The sequence below is a fragment of the Nocardioides glacieisoli genome (genome assembly GCF_004137245.1).
GTDB lineage: Bacteria > Actinomycetota > Actinomycetes > Propionibacteriales > Nocardioidaceae > Nocardioides > Nocardioides glacieisoli.
The window spans coordinates 230,942-248,572 of record NZ_SDWS01000001.1 but is presented as its reverse complement, the minus strand read 5'-3'; the positions used below and the strand labels follow the sequence as shown (position 1 = coordinate 248,572).

General features: G+C 71.2%; 20 protein-coding genes. 13 read left to right on the top strand and 7 right to left on the bottom strand.

What is annotated here, in order from left to right; genetic code table 11:
* The first annotated feature begins 53 nt into the window (after nt 1-53).
* Complete coding sequence (gene cofC / locus EUA06_RS01240; protein ID WP_129473187.1) at nt 54-740, top strand: 2-phospho-L-lactate guanylyltransferase; 687 nt, start codon at nt 54-56, stop codon at nt 738-740.
* Nucleotides 741-762: 22 nt separating this feature from the next.
* On the opposite strand, the gene EUA06_RS01235 is transcribed toward cofC, so the two are convergent.
* The 3 genes from EUA06_RS01235 to leuC all read right to left on the bottom strand — a co-directional run bounded on the left by EUA06_RS01235 (nt 763) and on the right by leuC (nt 3,576).
* On the bottom strand, nt 763-1,452 hold the full coding sequence (locus tag EUA06_RS01235) for an HU family DNA-binding protein (protein ID WP_129473186.1): 690 nt from the start codon (nt 1,450-1,452) through the stop codon (nt 763-765).
* A 114-nt stretch (nt 1,453-1,566) separates the two neighbouring features.
* Nucleotides 1,567-2,166 carry a 3-isopropylmalate dehydratase small subunit gene (leuD, locus tag EUA06_RS01230; RefSeq protein WP_129473185.1) on the bottom strand — a complete coding sequence of 200 codons (600 nt, stop codon included), beginning with the start codon at nt 2,164-2,166 and terminating at the stop codon, nt 1,567-1,569.
* A gap of 3 nt (nt 2,167-2,169) precedes the next feature.
* Entirely contained in the window at nt 2,170-3,576 is a 1,407-nt protein-coding gene (leuC, locus tag EUA06_RS01225) for a 3-isopropylmalate dehydratase large subunit (RefSeq protein ID WP_129473184.1), read from the bottom strand.
* 80 nt (nt 3,577-3,656) lie between these two features.
* Here leuC and EUA06_RS01220 point away from each other — a divergent pair, with 80 nt between their 5' ends.
* Nucleotides 3,657-4,379, top strand: a complete 723-nt coding sequence (locus EUA06_RS01220; RefSeq protein WP_129473183.1) for an IclR family transcriptional regulator — start codon at nt 3,657-3,659, stop codon at nt 4,377-4,379.
* A gap of 65 nt (nt 4,380-4,444) precedes the next feature.
* Entirely contained in the window at nt 4,445-4,864 is a 420-nt protein-coding gene (locus EUA06_RS01215; protein ID WP_129473182.1) for a hypothetical protein, read from the top strand.
* Between the two features lie 12 nt (nt 4,865-4,876).
* On the opposite strand, the gene EUA06_RS01210 is transcribed toward EUA06_RS01215, so the two are convergent.
* Both EUA06_RS01210 and EUA06_RS01205 read right to left on the bottom strand, forming a co-directional pair.
* On the bottom strand, nt 4,877-5,359 hold the full coding sequence (locus EUA06_RS01210) for a methylated-DNA--[protein]-cysteine S-methyltransferase (RefSeq protein WP_129473181.1): 483 nt from the start codon (nt 5,357-5,359) through the stop codon (nt 4,877-4,879).
* Entirely contained in the window at nt 5,347-6,882 is a 1,536-nt protein-coding gene (locus EUA06_RS01205; protein ID WP_129473180.1) for an AlkA N-terminal domain-containing protein, read from the bottom strand. The genes EUA06_RS01210 and EUA06_RS01205 overlap by 13 nt, the downstream gene beginning before the upstream one ends.
* Nucleotides 6,883-7,006: 124 nt before the next feature.
* On the opposite strand from EUA06_RS01205, the gene EUA06_RS01200 reads away from it, so the two are divergent.
* Genes EUA06_RS01200 through EUA06_RS01190 form a run of 3 tightly spaced genes read left to right on the top strand, consistent with a single transcriptional unit; the run spans nt 7,007 to nt 9,623 of the window.
* Nucleotides 7,007-7,531, top strand: coding sequence for a PadR family transcriptional regulator (locus EUA06_RS01200; RefSeq protein WP_129473179.1), 525 nt, complete (start codon nt 7,007-7,009; stop codon nt 7,529-7,531).
* Nucleotides 7,528-8,211: an ABC transporter ATP-binding protein gene (locus EUA06_RS01195; protein ID WP_129473178.1), complete on the top strand. Its 684-nt coding sequence runs from the start codon at nt 7,528-7,530 to the stop codon at nt 8,209-8,211. Before EUA06_RS01200 ends, EUA06_RS01195 begins: the two co-directional genes overlap by 4 nt.
* Complete coding sequence (locus EUA06_RS01190) at nt 8,208-9,623, top strand: FtsX-like permease family protein (protein WP_129473177.1); 1,416 nt, start codon at nt 8,208-8,210, stop codon at nt 9,621-9,623. The genes EUA06_RS01195 and EUA06_RS01190 overlap by 4 nt, the downstream gene beginning before the upstream one ends.
* Before the next feature lie 24 nt (nt 9,624-9,647).
* Here the strand turns inward: EUA06_RS01190 and EUA06_RS01185 are convergent, their stop codons facing one another.
* Together EUA06_RS01185 and EUA06_RS01180 are read right to left on the bottom strand one after the other, a co-directional pair.
* Complete coding sequence (locus EUA06_RS01185; RefSeq protein WP_242497900.1) at nt 9,648-10,328, bottom strand: response regulator; 681 nt, start codon at nt 10,326-10,328, stop codon at nt 9,648-9,650.
* Nucleotides 10,325-11,959, bottom strand: coding sequence for a sensor histidine kinase (locus EUA06_RS01180; RefSeq protein WP_129473176.1), 1,635 nt, complete (start codon nt 11,957-11,959; stop codon nt 10,325-10,327). The genes EUA06_RS01185 and EUA06_RS01180 overlap by 4 nt, the downstream gene beginning before the upstream one ends.
* A 153-nt stretch (nt 11,960-12,112) precedes the next feature.
* Here EUA06_RS01180 and EUA06_RS01175 point away from each other — a divergent pair, with 153 nt between their 5' ends.
* From EUA06_RS01175 to EUA06_RS01145, 7 genes are all read left to right on the top strand, one after another.
* Complete coding sequence (locus EUA06_RS01175) at nt 12,113-13,090, top strand: Bug family tripartite tricarboxylate transporter substrate binding protein (protein ID WP_207208156.1); 978 nt, start codon at nt 12,113-12,115, stop codon at nt 13,088-13,090.
* Nucleotides 13,087-13,620 (top strand): tripartite tricarboxylate transporter TctB family protein, encoded by a 534-nt coding sequence (locus EUA06_RS01170; protein ID WP_129473174.1) that lies wholly within the window; start codon nt 13,087-13,089, stop codon nt 13,618-13,620. Before EUA06_RS01175 ends, EUA06_RS01170 begins: the two co-directional genes overlap by 4 nt.
* Complete coding sequence (locus tag EUA06_RS01165) at nt 13,620-15,173, top strand: tripartite tricarboxylate transporter permease (RefSeq protein WP_129473173.1); 1,554 nt, start codon at nt 13,620-13,622, stop codon at nt 15,171-15,173. Before EUA06_RS01170 ends, EUA06_RS01165 begins: the two co-directional genes overlap by 1 nt.
* On the top strand, nt 15,170-15,565 hold the full coding sequence (locus EUA06_RS01160; RefSeq protein WP_129473172.1) for a universal stress protein: 396 nt from the start codon (nt 15,170-15,172) through the stop codon (nt 15,563-15,565). Before EUA06_RS01165 ends, EUA06_RS01160 begins: the two co-directional genes overlap by 4 nt.
* A gap of 290 nt (nt 15,566-15,855) precedes the next feature.
* Complete coding sequence (locus EUA06_RS01155; protein WP_242497899.1) at nt 15,856-16,374, top strand: helix-turn-helix domain-containing protein; 519 nt, start codon at nt 15,856-15,858, stop codon at nt 16,372-16,374.
* 1 nt (nt 16,375) lies between these two features.
* Complete coding sequence (locus EUA06_RS01150) at nt 16,376-16,954, top strand: DUF6036 family nucleotidyltransferase (protein WP_129473171.1); 579 nt, start codon at nt 16,376-16,378, stop codon at nt 16,952-16,954.
* A gap of 179 nt (nt 16,955-17,133) precedes the next feature.
* A complete protein-coding gene (locus EUA06_RS01145; protein WP_129473170.1) occupies nt 17,134-17,577 on the top strand; it encodes a hypothetical protein in 444 nt (147 codons plus the stop codon).
* Nucleotides 17,578-17,631 lie beyond the last annotated feature (54 nt).

Sequence of the window (17,631 nt, the reverse complement as noted above, 5' to 3'; positions counted from 1 at the left end):
TGGGTCATGGACTGCCAGCGGCGCGCTGGTTCGGGGTGGGAGGATCGGCGGTGATGCCAGCACCTCCCGACCGACCCGAGACCCCCGTCACGACCCGACTGACCTGCGTGGTCGTCGTACCCGTGAAACCGCCTGCGCTCGGCAAGTCGCGGCTCGTCCGCCTCACCGACGAGCAGCGCCGCGAGCTCGCCGAGGCGTTCGCGCTCGACACCGTCGCGGCAGCCCGGGCGGCCGCCGGCGTCGAGGCCGTCCTGGTGGTCACCGACGACTTCCGGCTTGCCGGCGCACTTCGGGGCGAGGACGTCGAGGTGATGCCCGACGGGGTCAGCGAGGACCTCAACGAGACGCTCGTGCAGGCCGCCGCCGAGGTCGTACGCCGGTGGCCGGGCGCCGTCCCCGTCGCACTGTGCGCAGACCTGCCGGGTCTCCTGCCCGACGAGCTCGCTGCCGTCCTGGCCGAGGCCGCCTCCGAGGTGGCGGCGGGACGTGCCGCCTTCGTGCGCGACCGCGCCGGGATCGGCACGACGTTGTACGCCGCTCCTGCCGGCACGTTCGCGCCGTCGTTCGGGTTCGACTCCGCTGCCGCACACGTTCGCGGCGGTGCCACCGAGATCGGGTCGACGGCCGCGAGCGTGCGTGCGGACGTCGACGACCTCGCCGACCTCGGCGCGGCCCTCGCGGCCGGCGTCGGTCCGCACACCACCAGGGCAAGCGGAAGGCGGGCCACCCCAGAGGGGTGACCCGCCTTCATTGCTTGGTGCGTCAGGACTTCTTGGCGGTCTTCTTCGCCGTCGCCTTCTTGGCCGGAGCCTTCTTGGCAGGGGCCTTCTTGGCCGGTGCCTTCGTGGCCGTCGTCTTGGCCGCGGTCTTCTTCGCGGGGGCCGACTTCTTCGCAGCGGCCGTCGACGTCGTCGCGGTCTTCTTGGCCGGAGCCGACTTCTTGGCGGCGGTCTTGGCCGGAGCCTTCTTCGCGGGGGCCTTCTTGGCCGGAGCCGCCTTCTTCGCCGGGGCCTTCTTGGCAGGTGCTGCCTTCTTGGCCGGAGCCGACGCCTTCGTTGCCGTCTTCTTGGCCGGAGCCGCCTTCTTGGTGGCGGTGCCGGTCACGGCGGCAGCAGCCGCACGGACACTGGCCGGGGGCCTCGGCATCGTGGCGGCGGTCAGCTTCGGCAGCTTCTTCGCGCCCGAGATGACGTCCTTGAGCTCCTTGCCGGCGGAGAACTTCGGCACGGACTTCTTCTTGGACTTGATCCGCTCGCCCGTCTGAGGGTTGCGGACCCACCGTGCGTTGCGCACGGCCTTCTCGAACGAGCCGAAGCCGGTGATCGCGACCTTCTCGCCCTTGGCGACCTCACGCGTGATGGTGTCGAGCACCGACTCGAGTGCGTGCTGTGCCTGCTTGCGGTTGCCCTCGTAACGCGCGGCGAGCGCGTCGATGAGTTCTGTCTTGTTCACTAGCTTCCCTTCCAATGAACCCGGATGCCGAGCTCGTGCTCGACCTACTGCTCGCACGCTAGGCACATGGAGGGGTGAGGACAATCACCATCGGCCCTATTCGTGGGCCTTTTTTCAAGCGGTGACTGGCTTCCAGGCCGGTCGGGATGCTTCGAAGGCCGTGATCCGGTCGTCGTGGCCGAGGGTGATGCCGATGTCGTCGAGCCCCTCGAGGAGCCGCCAGCGTGTGTAGTCGTCGATGTCGAAGGAGTCCTCGACGGCGTCCTCACCGGCGCCTGCGCGGATCGTCCGGCTCTCCAGGTCGACGGTGATCACTCCACCCGGGTGGTCCTCGAGCCAGTCCCACAGGCTCTGCACGACCTTCTCGTCGACCTGGGCCGCGAGCAGCCCGGCCTTGCCGGAGTTGCCACGGAAGATGTCGGCGAAGCGCGAGGAGATGACGACCTTGAAGCCGTAGTTCTGCAGTGCCCACACCGCGTGCTCACGCGAGCTGCCCGTGCCGAAGTCCGGCCCCGCGACCAACACCGAGCCGTCGGCGTACGTCGGGTCGTTGAGGACGAAGTCGGGATCGCCGCGCCAGGCCGCGAAGAGGCCGTCCTCGAAGCCGGTGCGGGTCACGCGCTTGAGGTAGACGGCCGGGATGATCTGGTCGGTGTCGACGTTGCTGCGCTTCAGCGGCACGCCGACACCGGTGTGGGTGGTGAACGCATCCATGTCTCAGACCTCCTGCAGGTCAGCGGGGCTGGAGAGGGTGCCGCGCACCGCTGTCGCGGCGGCGACGGGGACGGACACGAGGTGCGTACGACCGCCCTTGCCCTGCCGACCCTCGAAGTTGCGGTTGGACGTCGACGCGCTGCGCTCCCCCGGTGCGAGCTGGTCGGGGTTCATGCCGAGGCACATCGAGCAGCCGGCGCCGCGCCACTCGGCGCCTGCGGCGAGGAAGATCTGGTCGAGGCCCTCGGCCTCCGCCTGGAGTCGTACGCGCACCGATCCGGGCACGACGAGCAGGCGGGTGTCGGCAGCGACGGTGCGGCCCTCGAGGATCGAGGCGGCAAGGCGCAGGTCCTCGATGCGGCCGTTGGTGCAGGAGCCGACGAAGACGGTGTCGACCTTGACCTCGCGCAGCGGAGTGCCGGCCGTCAGGCCCATGTAGTGCAGGGCCTTCTCGGTCGCGACCTTGTCGTTGGGCTCGTCGAAGTCGTCGGGGCCGGGGATGTTAGCACCGAGCGGCGCGCCCTGGCCGGGGTTGGTGCCCCACGTGACGAACGGCGTCATCGTCGAGGCGTCGAGCACGATCTCCTGGTCGAAGGTCGCGTCGTCGTCGGTGCGCAGGGTCTTCCAGTGGGCGACGGCCGCGTCCCAGTCGGCGCCCTTCGGGGCCTCGGGCTTGTCGGCGAGGTAGTCGAAGGTCGTCTGGTCGGGCGCGATCAGGCCGGCCTTGGCTCCCCACTCGATCGACATGTTGCAGACCGTCATCCGGGCCTCCATCGAGAGCTCCTCGATGGCCTGTCCGCGGTACTCCACGATGTAGCCCTGACCGCCGCCGGTGCCGGTGTGTGTGATCAGGGTGAGGACCAGGTCCTTGGCGGTGACGCCGTCGGGGAGGGTGCCGTTGACGGTGACCGCCATCGTCTTCGGCCGGGACTGCATCAGGGTCTGGGTGGCGAGCACGTGCTCGACCTCGGAGGTGCCGATGCCGAAGGCGATCGCTCCGAACGCACCGTGGGTGGAGGTGTGCGAGTCGCCGCACACGATCGTCATGCCGGGCTGCGTCAGGCCGAGCTGCGGGCCGACGACGTGGACGATGCCCTGCTCGACGTCGCCCAGCGGGTGCAGGCGGACACCGAAGTCCGCGCAGTTCTTGCGCAGCGTCTCGACCTGCGTGCGCGAGACGGGATCGGCGATCGGCTTGTCCCAGTCGATCGTCGGGACGTTGTGGTCCTCGGTGGCGAGGGTCAGGTCCGAACGACGGACCGTGCGGTTGGCGAGGCGGAGGCCGTCGAAGGCCTGCGGCGAGGTCACCTCGTGGAGGAGGTGGAGGTCGATGAAGAGAAGGTCGGGCTCTCCCGGTGCGCTCCGGACGACGTGCTCGTCCCAGACCTTCTCGGACAGGGTCTTGCCCATCTCTGCTTCTCCTTCTGCTGCGATGCGGTGCGCCGACGCTACATCTTGCATCCCACTCTCTGAGATGACAATATCGGCATATGGACAACGGATCTGGCGTCGGCGTGCTCGACAAGGCCGCCCTCGTGCTCGCCGCTCTCGAGGCCGGACCGGCCACCCTGGCCGGCCTCGTCGCCGGCACGGGGCTGGCCCGACCGACCGCCCACCGCCTCGCGGTGGCGCTCGAGCACCACCGGCTGGTGGCCCGCGACATGCAGGGACGCTTCGTCCTCGGCCCCCGGCTCTCCGAGCTGTCCGCGGCGGCCGGGGAGGACCGCCTGCTGGCCTCGGCCGGTCCGGTGCTGGCGCGGCTGCGCGACATCACCGGCGAGTCCGCCCAGCTGTGGCGCCGCCAGGGCGAGCACCGCGTCTGCGTCGCCGCCGCCGAGCGTCCGTCCGGCCTGCGCGACACCATCCCCGTCGGGTCCCAGCTGACGATGAACGCCGGCTCCGCCGCGCAGATCCTGCTCGCCTGGGAGGACCCGGAGCGGATGCACCGCGGCCTCCAGAACGCCGCCTTCTCCGCCACCGCCCTCTCCGGCATCCGCCGCCGCGGCTGGTCGCAGTCGGTCGGCGAGCGCGAGCAGGGTGTCGCCTCGGTGTCCGCCCCCGTCCGGTCCCCCGGCGGCAAGGTCATCGCCGCCGTGTCGGTCTCCGGCCCCCTCGAGCGGCTCTCCCGCCAGCCCGGCCGGATGCACGCGCCCGCCGTGCTCGCGGCCGCCGACCGGCTGTCCGAGTCCCTGCGGCGGGCTGCGGCGGAGTAGCCCCGCCGTCGGACGTGAGTACGCCGACGCTGTGCCGACACGGTCGGAGTCGGCAGAGTGGGGGCATGGGACACCAGGTCATCGCCATCCTCGTCCAGCTCGTCGTCCGGCTCGTCGTGATGGGCGCCGCACTCGCCGCCTACTACGCCGCTCTTCCCTTCCTCTTCCCCGATGACGGCGACGCCAACATCGGGGCCGGCCTCATCGCCTTCGGCGTCGTCGTCGTGATCAGCTTCGGATGGGCCTACGTCGACGGGCGCCGACGGGGTGCGTCGCCGACCGTCGTGACGTGGGCGTTCGTGGCCGCGGCCTTCGGGCTGCTGTGGCTCCTCGGCCTGGCCCTCGTCGAGGCCGACGACAGCCTCGGCCTGGGCGAACGCCTCCTGCTCGACTCCCCGATGGTCGTCTTCACGGCCGGGTTGGTCTTCCTGCCGGCCGGGGTGGGAGCCGCTCTCGGCGGCACCGCGCACCGACCCGTCGGCTGATCCGACGTCCGCTCAGAACAGCGCGTCCTGCTCCAGCTCGAGCAGCTGCTGCTTGCGCTCCAGCCCACCGGCGTACCCGGTGAGGGTTCCGTTGGCCCCGATGACCCGGTGGCACGGCACGACAATCGGGATCGGGTTGCGGCCGTTGGCCAGGCCGACGGCTCGCGAGGCCGCGTTCGTCATCCCGAGGCGGCCGGCGACCTCGCCGTAGGACGCGGTCTCGCCGTATGCGATCTTCTCCAGCTGCTCCCACACGCGCTTCTGGAACTCCGTGCCGACGGGCGCGAGGGGCAGGTCGAAGTCGGTGAGCTCGCGACCAAAGTACGCCGTCAGCTGGCGCACCGTCTCGGCGAGCACCGGCTCGTCGTCGGAGCGGGCGCCGAGCGGCCGTCCGTCGGCCGACTGCTTGAACGGCGAGAACTCGATCGCCACGATCGAGCCGTCCCGCTCGACGATGCGCAGGTCGCCGATGGGCGAGGGCATCACGGTCCACATGTCAGTTCTCCTTGTTCACCGGGGTTCACCGGGCGCGCGAGGGCAGGGGTGTCGGGCATCAGGGTGTTCCACAGATGCATCAGGGCGTAGGACCGCCACGGCCGCCAGCGCTCCGGGTCGGAGTCCACCGACCCGCCGAGATCGGCGAGCACCCGCTTGATCGCGAGGTCGGTCGGCAGGAAGACGTCGGGGTGGCCGAGCGCACGCATCGCGACGTAGTCGGCGGTCCACGGCCCGATGCCGGGAAGTGCCAGGAGCGCACGGCGTACGTCGCCACGGTCGGGTCCGCGGTCGAGCACCACGCTCCCGTCGGCGAGGGCCGTCGCCAGCGCGACCAGCGCCCGGCCACGAGCGCGCGGCATCGGCAGCGACGCGGGATCGACGCCGGCGAGGGCGGCCGCGTCGGGGAACAGGTGGGTCAGCCCCGCCACCGGCGAGTCGACCGCGCGGCCGTGCGAGGCGACGATCCGCCCGGCGACCGTGCGGGCCCCGGCGACGCTGACCTGCTGCCCGATCACCGTGCGCACGGCCGTCTCCGCGCCGTCGACCTGCCCCGGCACGCGCAGACCGGGAGTGGCCCGCACCAGGTCACCGATCAGCGGATCGGCGCCGAGCTGCGCGTCGACGGCGGTCGGGTCGCAGTCGGCGTCGAGGAGGCGGCGTACGCGCTCGCTCGCGGCCGCCGTGTCGCGCAGGTCGTGCAGCCAGAACTCGGCCACGACGAAGCCGGTGCCGCCGCCGGCGGGCAGGTCGGCGAGGTGGAGCCGGACGGTGCCGGGACCGTGAGGCAGGTCGAGCGTCCGGGCGTACGTGCCGGGCTCGGCCACCTCGACACCGGGGACCACGTGGAAGGCGAGGAAGTCGAGGAGGCGTCGGCCGGCGAACGGCGTGCGCACGGCGAGCCGCATCGTGACCGCACCGGACGGCCTGGCGGTCGCGACGGCCCGCGACCGCCCCCGCCCGCGCAGCTGCGAGGGCGAGGCGTCGTAGACCTCCCGGACGGTCTCGTTGAACTGACGGACGCTGGCGAACCCGGCCGCGAACGCGACGTCGGTGAGCGGCAGGTCGGTGGTCTCGATGAGCACCCGCGCGGTCTGCGCGCGACGCGCGCGGGCCAGCGCGAGCGGTGCCGCGCCGAGCTCCTGGCTGAGCAGCCGACCGAGGTGGCGTGGGGTGTAGCCGACGCGCTCGGCCAGGCCGCCGACACCTTCGCGGTCGACCAGTCCGTCGGCGATCAGTCGCATCGCGCGGCCGGCGACGTCCGCGGCGACGTCCCACTCCGGGCTGCCGGGGGTGGCGTCGGGCAGGCACCGCTTGCAGGCCCGGTAGCCGGCAGACTGGGCACTCGCCGCGGTCGGATGGAAGCTGACGTTGGCCGAGGCGGGCGTGCGGGCCGGGCAGGACGGTCGGCAGTAGATCCCGGTCGTGCGGACCGCGGTGTAGAACACGCCGTCGAACCGGCGGTCCCGGCTCTTCACGGCGCGGTAGCAGGCCTCCGTGTCGAGGTGCCCGGTCGGTGTCATGCCCCGAGTCTGCCGCCTCGGCCGACGTCGTACCAGCGGAAAACGGACACCGCGAGGCCCATCACCTCGTCGACGGTGCACTCACTATTCACCCTGTGTATTCATTGTGTGTATAGTCGCCGCCATGTCCGTCTCCCACGCCCTCCTCGGGGTTCTCGCCGAAGGTCCGGCCCACGGCTACGACCTCAAGCGCATCCACGACGAGCGGTTCCCGGGCGCCAAGCCACTGGCCTACGGCCAGGTCTACGCGGCCCTGGCCAAGCTGGAGAGGGACGGACTGGTGGAGGTCGCCGAGACGCTCCAGGACGGGGGTCCGGAGCGCACGACGTACGCCATCACCCCGCTCGGCCGTGACGAGCTGGACGCCTGGCTCGCCACGGCCGAGCACGCGGGCCCTTACCCGGCCGGCGAGCTCGTGCGCAAGACCGTCACCGCGCTGCGACTCGGCGGCGACACGGCCGGCTTCCTGGCGCGCCAGCGGGCGGTCCACCTCGCCGCGATGAAGCACCAGCTCCAGCTGCAGGACTCCACCACCGACACGGCCGCGCGGATCGTCATCGACCACACGGTCTCCCACCTCGACGCAGAGCTGGGGTGGCTGGAATCCGCCGCCGCCCGCGTCGCCGAAGCCGGAAAGGCACCCGCATGAACCACCTGCTCGAGCTGCGCGGCCTGCACAAGTCGTTCGCTCGCACCGAGGCACTCCGGGGCGTCTCCCTCGACGTGCAGCCGGGCGAGGTCGTGGCCGTCACCGGCCCGTCGGGCAGCGGGAAGTCGACCCTGCTCCACTGCGCCGCCGGCGTGCTGGTGCCGGAGGCGGGGTCGGTGACGTTCGCCGGGCAGCGGCTCGACGAGCTCGACGAGGCCACCCGCACGCGGCTGCGACGCCGCGAGATCGGGCTGGTGCTCCAGTTCGGACAGCTCGTGCCCGACCTGACGGCCGTCCAGAACGTCGCCCTTCCGCTGCTGCTCGACGGCACCGACCGGCGTACGGCGCGGACGGCCGCGCTGGCGTGGCTGGAGCGCCTCGGGGTGGCGGAGGTCGCCGACCAGGTGCCGGCCGAGCTCTCCGGCGGCGAGTCGCAGCGCGTCGCCGTCGCCCGGGCGCTGGTCACGGGTCCTCGCCTCGTGTGCGCCGACGAGCCGACCGGCGCGCTCGACACCGTCGCCGGGGAGGTCGTCCTCACCGAGCTGCTCGCCGCGGTCCGCGACGCCGACGCGTCGTTGCTCGTGGTGACCCACGACAACCGGGTGGCGGCCCGCGCCGACCGCGAGGTCGTGCTGAGGGACGGATCGCTCGCGGCCGGGCAGCCGGTGACGGCGTCGTGACCGCCCTCGCACTGGCGCTCGGCTCCTACCGCAGCGGAGGCCGGGCCCGGGCGCTCGCCATCGCGGCCTGCACGGCCGTCGTGACGGGGCTGCTCCTCGTCGCCCTGTCGGTCGTCGGCTACACCGCGCTCGACGGCGTCGAGGAGACCATGGCGGACGGGAGCACCGTCTTCATCGGCTACGGCGGCGACGTCGCCAACCTGCTCTGGGACCGGGGCGTGCGGCCCGGCTACTTCTTCGCCCTGCTCCTCGTCTGCCTGGTCCCGCTCACCCTGCTCCAGCAGGTCGTGCGGCTCGGGACCGCGGCCCGCGAGCGCCGGCTCGCGGCCCTGCGCCTTGCCGGTGCCACGCCCCGGCAGGTCCGCGCGATCGGCGCGTGGGAGGTCGGTCTCCCGGCACTGGCCGGAGGCCTCCTCGGCCTGCCCGTCCACCTGTTCCTGCGCGCGTTCTTCGGCGCCGACGCAACACTGTCGTGGGTCGGGGACCGGGACGTGGCGCGGGAGCTCCGCATGGTCCCGGCCGCCTCACCGGCGTGGTGGCAGGTGCTGCTCGTCGTTCTCGCGGTCGGCCTGCTCGGCGTCCTGACCGGCGCCCTGGCCTCGCGCAAGGTGGTCGTCTCGCCGCTCGGTGTGTCGCGCGGGACACGACGTACGCCGCCGCGCGGGTGGCTCCCGGGCCTGCTCCTGGCAGGTGGGCTCTTCCTGGCCGGTCCGGTCTACCTGCCCTTCTTCGAGACGTGGTGGGCCCAGTTCGGGCTGATGATCGGCATCACCCTGCTGGTGCTGGGCGTGCTGACCTCAGCGCCCTGGGTCGCCTACCGAGCCGGTCGCTCGCTCGCCGGTCGTACGTCCTCGCCCGCGCTGCTGCTGGCGTCGCGCTGGCTGGTGATGGACGCCCGCGCCGCGGGTCGTGCCGCGGCGGCGATCGGCGTGATCGCCCTGGTCTCGGGCGGCGCCTCCAGCCTGATGGCCGACCTGCTGGCGAACGCGCGCAGCAACGGCCGCGGCGTCGAGGCGATGTACTCGGTGCCGATGGCGCTCACCTACGCCGTCCTGCTCGTGGCCCTCGTGGTGGCGACGTTCGCGCTCGTCGTCCACGGCGTGGAGTCCCTGACCGACCGGCGCAGGTCGCTCGCCTCGCTCGCGGCGGAAGGGGTGCCCCTGGCGGTGCTGGAGCGCGCCGTGCGATGGGAGGTCGCACTGGCCGCGGTGCCGACCTCCGTGCTCGCGCTGGTCGGCGCAGGTGCCGTCGGAGCTGTGACGATGCTCGGGGATCCGGTGGCCCTCCTCCTGGACCTCGCCCTGCGGGCCGCCACGCTGGGGCTGATCTGGCTCGCCCTCCTCGCCTCCACCCGGCTGGTGCGTCCGTGGCTCGAGCGCGCCGTGGACCCGGCCAACCTGCGGACGACCTGACCCGCCGACTGACCGCCGACAGGGCTAGCTGGACCGGTAGCGCCGCTCCGGACGGCCCGCGCCGCCGTACTGCAGGCGCACGACCGCCGACCCGCGAGCGACGAAGTGCTCGAGGTAGCGCCGTGCGGAGACCCGCGAGATGCCGACCGCCTCGGCGCACTCGGCCGCGGAGAGCTCGCCCGACCCGGCCAGTGCGGCCTCGACTGCCTCGGCGGTCTCCGGGCTCAGGCCCTTGGGCAGGGCGGCCGCCGCTGCTGGGGCGGCGGCACCGAAGACGGCGTCGATGTCGTCCTGGCCCGGCGCGGCGGAACCCGACAGCGCGAGGTGCGCGGTGCGGAACGACTCGAGCCGCACGCGCAGGTCGTCGTAGTCGAAGGGCTTCACGAGGTAGTGCACCGCTCCCCCGGATGCAGCCGCTCGCACCGTGTCGGCCTCGCGGGCTGCCGTCACCACCAGCACGCCGACGTCGTCGCCGCCGGCCCGCAGGCGGCGCAGCACGTCGATGCCCGTCATGTCGGGCAGGTGCACGTCCAGCAGCACCAGGTCGGGCCGCAGCCGGGCGACGTTTTCGAGGGCGGCCTGTCCGCTGCTGGCCACCCCGACGACGCGGAAGCCGGGCGTGCGCTCGACGAACTGCGTGTGGATGCGCGCGACCATGAAGTCGTCGTCGACGACCAGGACCGAGACCTCTGCTCCGCCGTTCACCCGACCTCCGCTCCCGACGCCTGTCGCGGCACCGCTCCGGGCAGATCGGCCTCGAAGACCGCACCGGCACCGTCGTCGCCGGCCCGGACCCGGACCGCGCCGCCCCGACGTTCGCAGACGACCTGGACGAGCGCGAGCCCGACACCCCTGCCGCCGACCGTCGACTCCTTCGAGCTCCAGCCGCGGCGGAAGATCTCCCCCACGAGGTCGGGCGGCACGCCCGGACCGGTGTCGGCGACGGCCACGCGCACGACCGCGTCGTCGAGGTGGAGTCCGATCTCGACCGAGCGGCCGCCGACCGACACCGACGCGTCCACGGCGTTGTCGACGAGGTTGCCGAGCACGGTGCTGACGTCGGTCGACAGCTCCGGGTCGAGCCGGGGCAGGTCGCTGCCGTCGCCGACCGTGAGGTCGACGCCTCGCTCGGCAGCGAGGCTGGTCTTGGCGATGAGGAGTGCCGCGACGGCCGGGTCCTCGACGTGGGCGAGCACGGCGTCGGAGATCTCCGCGCGGCGCCGGCTCAGCGTCCCGACGAGGCGGGACACCTCGTCGTACTCCTCCAGCTGCACCAGGCCGGAGATCGTGTGGAGCTGGTTGTGGAACTCGTGCGTCTGCGCGCGCAGCGTGTTGGTGATCGACTCGCGAGCGCTGAGCTCGCTCTGGAGCGCGAGCAGCTCGGTGCGGTCGCGCAGGGTGGTCACGCTCGCGACGCGGCGGCCGCGCTCGATCACCGGGTTGCGGTTCACGACCAGCACCCGGTCGCCCAGCACGACGACGTGGTCGCGGATCTCGGCGTCGTCGGCGAGCAGGTCGCGGACCGCGGGATCGAGGTCGAGGTCGTCGACCCGGCGGCCCTCGATGTCGCCGTCGAGCCCGATGAGCTCCTGCGCGCTGTCGCTCATCATCGTGACGGTGCCGTCGTCCGCGACGGCGAAGACGCCTTCGCGGATCGAGTGCAGCAGCGCCTCGCGCTGGTCGGCGAGCGCCGCGATGGCTGCGGGCTCCAAGCCGCGCGTACGTCGCCGGATCAGGCGCGAGAGCAGGAACGAGCCGGCCATCCCGAGGCCGAGCCCGAGGCCGGCGAAGGTGAGCAGGTCGGGCAGCACGCTGCGGGCGCGCTCGCCCCACGTGGGGTACTCCTCGGCGACCATCGCGATCCCGACCAGCTCGAGCTGCCGGTTGATGATCGGCACCTGCGCAGCGATCGACGGCGTACCGAAGTCGTCGACGTCACCGGTCCAGGGGCGAAGCCGTTGGACGGTGCTGCCGCCGAGGTCGATGCGGCGGTCGCGCCCGCCGAAGTCGCTGCTCACCATCACCACCCCGTCCGGGTCGGTGAGGTAGACCCCGCTGGCCTGCACCTCGAAGCGCACCCGCTGGGTGACGGAGGTGAGGGTCGCCCGGTTCGTCTCGACCTCGTCGGTGCGGAACGAGAGGCGCACGATCTTGGTGTTGGCGAGGGTCTCCGCGGCCGCACGCAGCCGGGCGCCCCGGGTGTCACGGAAGTCGGCGTCGCTCTGCTGGACCGACACCACGCTGGCGACCGCCACCACGACGAGCAGGACGACGACCTGCAGCACGAGGAACTGGCCGGCGAGCGTCGCCGGTCGCAGCCGCAGGCGTGACCACAAGTTCCAGAACCTCCATTGCTTGCGCAAGCGTGACGAGCACCACACGCAGTCTCCACCATCGTCGGGAGCGGTCCCCCGACCGCTCCGACCGGCGAACAGAAACGGAGACCCATGATGCGTCCCCTCACCCGACACGGGACGAGGCGCACGGGCATGCGGGCAGTCGCGACCCTCGCGGCGCTGAGCAGCGCTCTGCTCCTCGCCACCGGCTGCGGCGTGACCCGCGGTGCCCAGAGCAACGACATGACGATGCTGATCCCCAACAGCCCCGGCGGCGGCTACGACCAGACCGGCCGCGCCGCGATCGCCGTGATGGAGAACGACGACATCACCGGCGGCAGCTTCGAGGTCACCAACGTGATCGGCGCCGGCGGCTCGGTCGCCATGACCCGGCTGATGAACGCCGAGGGCGACGAGCGCACGATGATGACCGCCGGCCTCGGCGTCGTCGGCTCGCTCTACTCCTTCGGCGCCCCCTACAAGCTCGACGACGCCACGCCGCTCGCGCAGCTCATCGAGGACCAGGAGGGCGTGCTGGTCCCGGCCGACTCGCCGTACCAGTCCATCGAGGACCTGGTGACGGCTTGGCAGGACGACCCGTCGTCCATCGTCGTCGGCGGCGGATCCTCGCCCGGTGGTCCCGACCACCTCTTCCCGATGCAGCTCGCCACCGCGGTCGGCATCGACGCCCGCGACGTGCGCTACGTCGTGTACGACGGCGGCGGCCCGCTGACCAGCGCCCTGCTCGGCAGCAAGATCGACGTCGGCTTCTCCGGCGTCGGCGAGTTCACCGGTCAGCTGGAGTCCGGGGAGCTGCGCCTGCTCGCGGTGTCCGGCGAGGAGCGGCTCAAGGGCGAGGGCATCAGCGACGCCCCGACCCTCACCGAGTCGGGCATCGACCTGGTCTTCACCAACTGGCGCGGCGTCTTCGCGCCCCCCGGCATCAGCGACGAGCGCCGCGACGAGCTCATCGCGATGCTCGAGGAGATGCACGAGACCCCCGAGTGGCAACAAGCACTCGAGGACAACGGCTGGATCGACGAGTTCAAGACCGGCGACGACTTCACGACGTTCCTGCAGGAGCAGGACGAGCGCGTCGCCACCACCCTCGAGGAGCTGGACCTGCTGTGAGCACATCACTGGAAACCCCTGACGCGCCCGCGTCCGCGGAGCACACGCCCCCGGACCGCGACCTTGCCCAGCTCGGCCTCGCCGCCCTGCTGGTGGTGATCGGCGCCTACACCTTCTACGAGGCCACGACCCTCCGGATCGGCTTCGGCGACCCGGTCGGCCCGCGCGTGTTCCCCTACGTCATCGGCGCGATCACCGTGCTGCTCGGGCTGCTGCTCGTGCTGGCGACCTTCCGGGGCGACGTCCCCCAGGCCGAGGGCGGCGAGGACATCGACCTGCGCCAGCCGGCCGACTGGGTCACCGTCCTCAAGCTGGTCGGCGTCCTGCTCTTCACCGTGCTGACCATCTCGTTCGTCGGCTGGGCACTCAGCGGCGCCGTCCTCTTCGTCGGCTCGGCCTGGGCCCTCGGCAGCCGCACGCTCGTGCGTGACGTCATCGTCGGCCTCGTGCTGTCGGTGAGCAGCTGGTACTTCTTCCACGAGGTGCTGGGCGTCATCCTCCCCGCCGGGATCCTGGACGGGGTGCTCTGATGGACAGCCTCAACCTGTTGATGGACGGCTTCGGCTCGATCCTCACGCCGCAGAACCTGCTCTTCGCCGCGATCGGCGTGCTCCTCGGCACCTTCGTCGGCGTCCTGCCCGGCATCGGCCCGGCCATGGCGGTCGCGCTGCTGCTGCCCGTCACCTACGGCCTGGACCCGATCCCGGCGTTCATCATGTTCGCCGGCATCTACTACGGCGGGATGTACGGCGGCTCGACCACCGCGATCCTGCTCAACACACCGGGCGAGTCGGCGTCGGTGATGACGGCGCTCGAGGGCAACCTGATGGCCAAGGTCGGACGGGCATCACAGGCGCTGGCCACCGCAGCCATCGGGTCCTTCATCGCCGGCACGATCGGCACGATGCTGGTCGTCTTCTTCGCCCCGGCGCTCGCATCGGTGGCGGTCGAGCTCGGCGCCCCGTCCTACTTCGCCCTCATGGTGCTCGCGATGGTCAGCGTGACGAGCGTGCTGGGCGGTTCACCGCTGCGCGGCTTCATCGCGCTGTTCCTGGGCCTCACCATCGGCCTGGTCGGCCTGGACCTCAACACCGGCCAGACGCGGCTCAGCTTCGACCAGCCGCTCCTGGCGGGACGCATCGACATCGTCGTCGTGGCGGTCGCGATCTTCGCCCTCGGCGAGGCGTTCTGGGTGGCTGCCCACCTACGGCGCAGCCCGGTGCGGGTCATCCCGGTCGGCCAGCCCTGGCTGAGCGGCACGGACCTGAAGCGGTCGTGGGGCCCGTGGCTCCGCGGTACGGCGTTCGGCTTCCCGTTCGGCGCCCTCCCGGCCGGCGGCGCGGAGATCCCGACGTTCCTCTCCTACGTCACCGAGAAGAAGCTGGCCGTCCGACGTGGCAACGACGAGTTCGGCCGCGGCGCCATCGAGGGAGTCGCCGGACCGGAGGCGGCCAACAACGCCTCGGCGGCCGGGACGTTCGTGCCGCTGCTCGCCCTCGGCCTGCCGGTCACCGCGACCTCGGCCGTGATGCTCGCGGCCCTGCAGGGCTACGGCATCGAGCCCGGCCCGAGCCTGATGACCGACCAGCCCGACCTCGTGTGGGCGCTGCTCGCCAGCCTGCTGCTCGGCAACCTGCTGCTCCTGGTGCTCAACCTGCCGCTCGCGCCGGTGTGGGCCAAGCTGCTGCGCATCCCCCGGCCGCAGCTCTACGCCGGGATCCTGTTCTTCGCCACGCTCGGCGCCTACGCCACCAACCTGCAGGCCTTCGACCTGTTCCTGCTGCTGGTGCTCGGCCTGCTCGGGCTGATGATGCGACGCTTCGCGATCCCGGTGCTGCCGCTGATCCTCGGCGTGATCCTCGGTCCGCTGATGGAGCTCAAGCTGCGCGAGGCGATGGCGATCTCGGGAGGTGAGGTGTCCGCGCTCTGGAGCGAGCCGCTGGCCGTGGTGATCTACGTGATCGTCGCCCTGGCGATCATCGCGCCGCTCGTCCTGCGTACGGTCCGCCCCGCCCCCGCAGCAGTGGCCGTGGACGAAGGCATCGCGGTCGACAGGTCCGACGAAGAGGAGAAGGTGCGATGACGACCATCGTGGTGGGCTGGACGCCCGACGAGTTCGGCGAGGCCGCGCTGGCGCGTGGGCTCGAGGAGGCGAAGCTCCGTGCGGGCCGGGTCGTGGTGGTCAACGCCACCCGCGGCGACGCGCTCGTGGACCAGAGGTACGCCGACGACGAGCAGATCGCCGCGCTGGCGACCGAGCTCGGCGGTGCCGGCGTCGAGGTCGACGTACGCCGCTCGATGGGCGCCGACGTCGGCGACCAGGTGCTCGCGGTGGCCGCCGACGTGTCGGCCGACCTGGTCGTCATCGGCCTGCGACGGCGTACGCCCGTCGGCAAGCTGCTGATGGGCAGCGTGGCACAGCGCGTCCTGCTCGGAGCGGAGTGCGCGGTGCTGGCGGTGAAGCCGGCGGGCTGACGCGCCCCTGGTGCAGAGAACGTCGAAGGGCCCGGTCCAGATGGACCGGGCCCTTCGTCGTGCGTTGGTACCCCCGACCGGATTTGAACCGGCGTTACCGCCGTGAGAGGGCGACCGAAGGGTCACCGGACGACGTTGGAGATCAGTGAAAGTGCAGGTCAGAGCGACAATGGACGATTGGGCGTCGTTGGTCATCTCCGGCTGTTTCTGGACCTCGTGTTGCCCCAGTGTTGCCCGAGAACCCCAACCGCGACCCGCTCGCCTATAGCATTCTTTGCTATACTGCGTTCATGACGAGTAGGAGTGACGTGCTGCGCGAGGTGATGCTCGAGACGAGCACCACACAGTCCGGCCTGTCCCGGCTCAGCGGTGTGCGGCAACCGAGCATCAGCGGCTTCCTCTCCGGCAAGGTCGACCTCAGCGACGACCAGCTCGACCGTCTTCTGTCCTGCATGGGTTTTCGCCTTGAGGTCGTACGACGCCCCGTCGTCCCCCAAGTGACCCGGTCCGAACGCCGCTCCTGGCAACTGCACCGGCGACTCTCCACGCTCCTGAATCACCTGAGCCTCGAGGAGTGGCGGCCGACGATCGAGCGCAACCTCGACCGCCTCGGCGACAACGTGACCGGCCAGCCGCACGAACGAAATCTCGACCATTGGCGCCAGCTCGTCGAGCGCAGCGACCTCCCCGGACTGCACCGCGTCCTCACGGGTCTCGACCGAGACTCGATCGAGATGCGCGAGGTCTCCCCTATGTCCGGGCTGCTCCCCGACGAGCAGCGCCGCGAAGTCCTGCAACTGGTCGGCTGAGATGCGACGAGACCAACTGGAGCACGCCATCCGCACGGCCTGCCAGATCATCCACCAGTCCGAGGTCATCGTTGTCGGCTCGCAGGCCATCCTCGGCACGTACGACGAGTCACAACTGCCCGCGGCCGCAACGATGTCTATCGAGGTCGACATCCTGCCTATGGCCGAGACCAACGATGAGACCGCGCGACTGGCCGACCTGATCGAAGGTGTGGCCGGCGAACTCTCGCCATTCGAGGAACTGCACGGCTTCAGCATCGATGGCGTCGACCTGGAAACGGCAGTCCTCCCCGACGGCTGGCGCAACCGACTGGTCAAGGTGCAGAACACCAACACCGCGGCGGCAGGCGGCGAGCCACGCTTCACCGGCTGGTGCCTCGACAAGGAGGACCTCTGTGTCGCAAAGCTGGTTGCTCTACGCGAGAAGGACCGCAACTTCGTCATCGCGTTGCTCAAGGCAAATCTCGTCGACGCCGACCTCATCGCATCGCGCCTGCGGACGATTCCAAGTGAACACGTCGCCGCACGAGAGGCCGCGCTCACCTGGCTCAGAGCGTCACGGAACGCTTCAGGCTGCTGAACTAACGTCGGCAATCGCGGGGTGTCCTCGTACCGACAACCAAGTGCACCGCGCTGACTGACTTCCCAGGGCCGGTGGTCCGTAGCGGGATCGCCGACAGGGCCGTCGAAGGTGCGCCTTGTCGCCGCCTGTCGGCGTGCGTCTGACTTACCGGATCTGCCGATGTGCGAGTCTGGAACATGCCGTCGTTTCGTGACGTCAGCGAGGTCGCTGCGTATCTTGGCGGCCGGGATCTTCCGTTCACCTGGTACGTGATGGGGCCAGAGGACCGCGCTATCAAGTTCGAAGTTGCCCCGCGGGACATGGCGGCGGCGGCCGACTACTTCGCCCAACATCCAGTGGCACTATCTGACGGCACGCCGGTCACGGTTTTCGTGGAGCCTCGACGAGGTGAGTCCTGGACTACCCAGCCCCCACAGGGCGTCGCCGGACGCGACGATCAGTTCCAGTTTGAGCGACTCGTGGGACTCGACGTAGACGAGGCAGCCACCCAGGCGAGTTCAGCCGGATGGTTCGTGCGAGCGCATGAGCCGGAGGCTATGGCGACTGCCGACTTCAACCCGGGTCGGTTGAATCTCAGCTATGGCGACGATCGCGTGGTGGAGACCGTGCACGTGGGCTGAACGTCCGGATCTGCCGCGAGTAGTGCGCGAAACGGCAGCGATGGGAAGAATGCC

Coding starts and splice junctions, on each gene's coding strand:
- EUA06_RS01200 (WP_129473179.1), top strand. CDS start 7,007: ATGTCCGTCTCCCACGCCCTCCTCGGGGTTCTCGCCGAAGGTCCGGCC.
- leuD (WP_129473185.1), bottom strand. CDS start 2,166: ATGGATGCGTTCACCACCCACACCGGTGTCGGCGTGCCGCTGAAGCGC.
- EUA06_RS01160 (WP_129473172.1), top strand. CDS start 15,170: ATGACGACCATCGTGGTGGGCTGGACGCCCGACGAGTTCGGCGAGGCC.
- EUA06_RS01150 (WP_129473171.1), top strand. CDS start 16,376: ATGCGACGAGACCAACTGGAGCACGCCATCCGCACGGCCTGCCAGATC.
- EUA06_RS01220 (WP_129473183.1), top strand. CDS start 3,657: ATGGACAACGGATCTGGCGTCGGCGTGCTCGACAAGGCCGCCCTCGTG.
- EUA06_RS01155 (WP_242497899.1), top strand. CDS start 15,856: ATGACGAGTAGGAGTGACGTGCTGCGCGAGGTGATGCTCGAGACGAGC.
- leuC (WP_129473184.1), bottom strand. CDS start 3,576: ATGGGCAAGACCCTGTCCGAGAAGGTCTGGGACGAGCACGTCGTCCGG.
- EUA06_RS01210 (WP_129473181.1), bottom strand. CDS start 5,359: ATGTGGACCGTGATGCCCTCGCCCATCGGCGACCTGCGCATCGTCGAG.
- EUA06_RS01165 (WP_129473173.1), top strand. CDS start 13,620: ATGGACAGCCTCAACCTGTTGATGGACGGCTTCGGCTCGATCCTCACG.
- EUA06_RS01205 (WP_129473180.1), bottom strand. CDS start 6,882: ATGACACCGACCGGGCACCTCGACACGGAGGCCTGCTACCGCGCCGTG.
- EUA06_RS01175 (WP_207208156.1), top strand. CDS start 12,113: ATGCGGGCAGTCGCGACCCTCGCGGCGCTGAGCAGCGCTCTGCTCCTC.
- cofC (WP_129473187.1), top strand. CDS start 54: ATGCCAGCACCTCCCGACCGACCCGAGACCCCCGTCACGACCCGACTG.
- EUA06_RS01145 (WP_129473170.1), top strand. CDS start 17,134: ATGCCGTCGTTTCGTGACGTCAGCGAGGTCGCTGCGTATCTTGGCGGC.
- EUA06_RS01195 (WP_129473178.1), top strand. CDS start 7,528: ATGAACCACCTGCTCGAGCTGCGCGGCCTGCACAAGTCGTTCGCTCGC.
- EUA06_RS01215 (WP_129473182.1), top strand. CDS start 4,445: ATGGGACACCAGGTCATCGCCATCCTCGTCCAGCTCGTCGTCCGGCTC.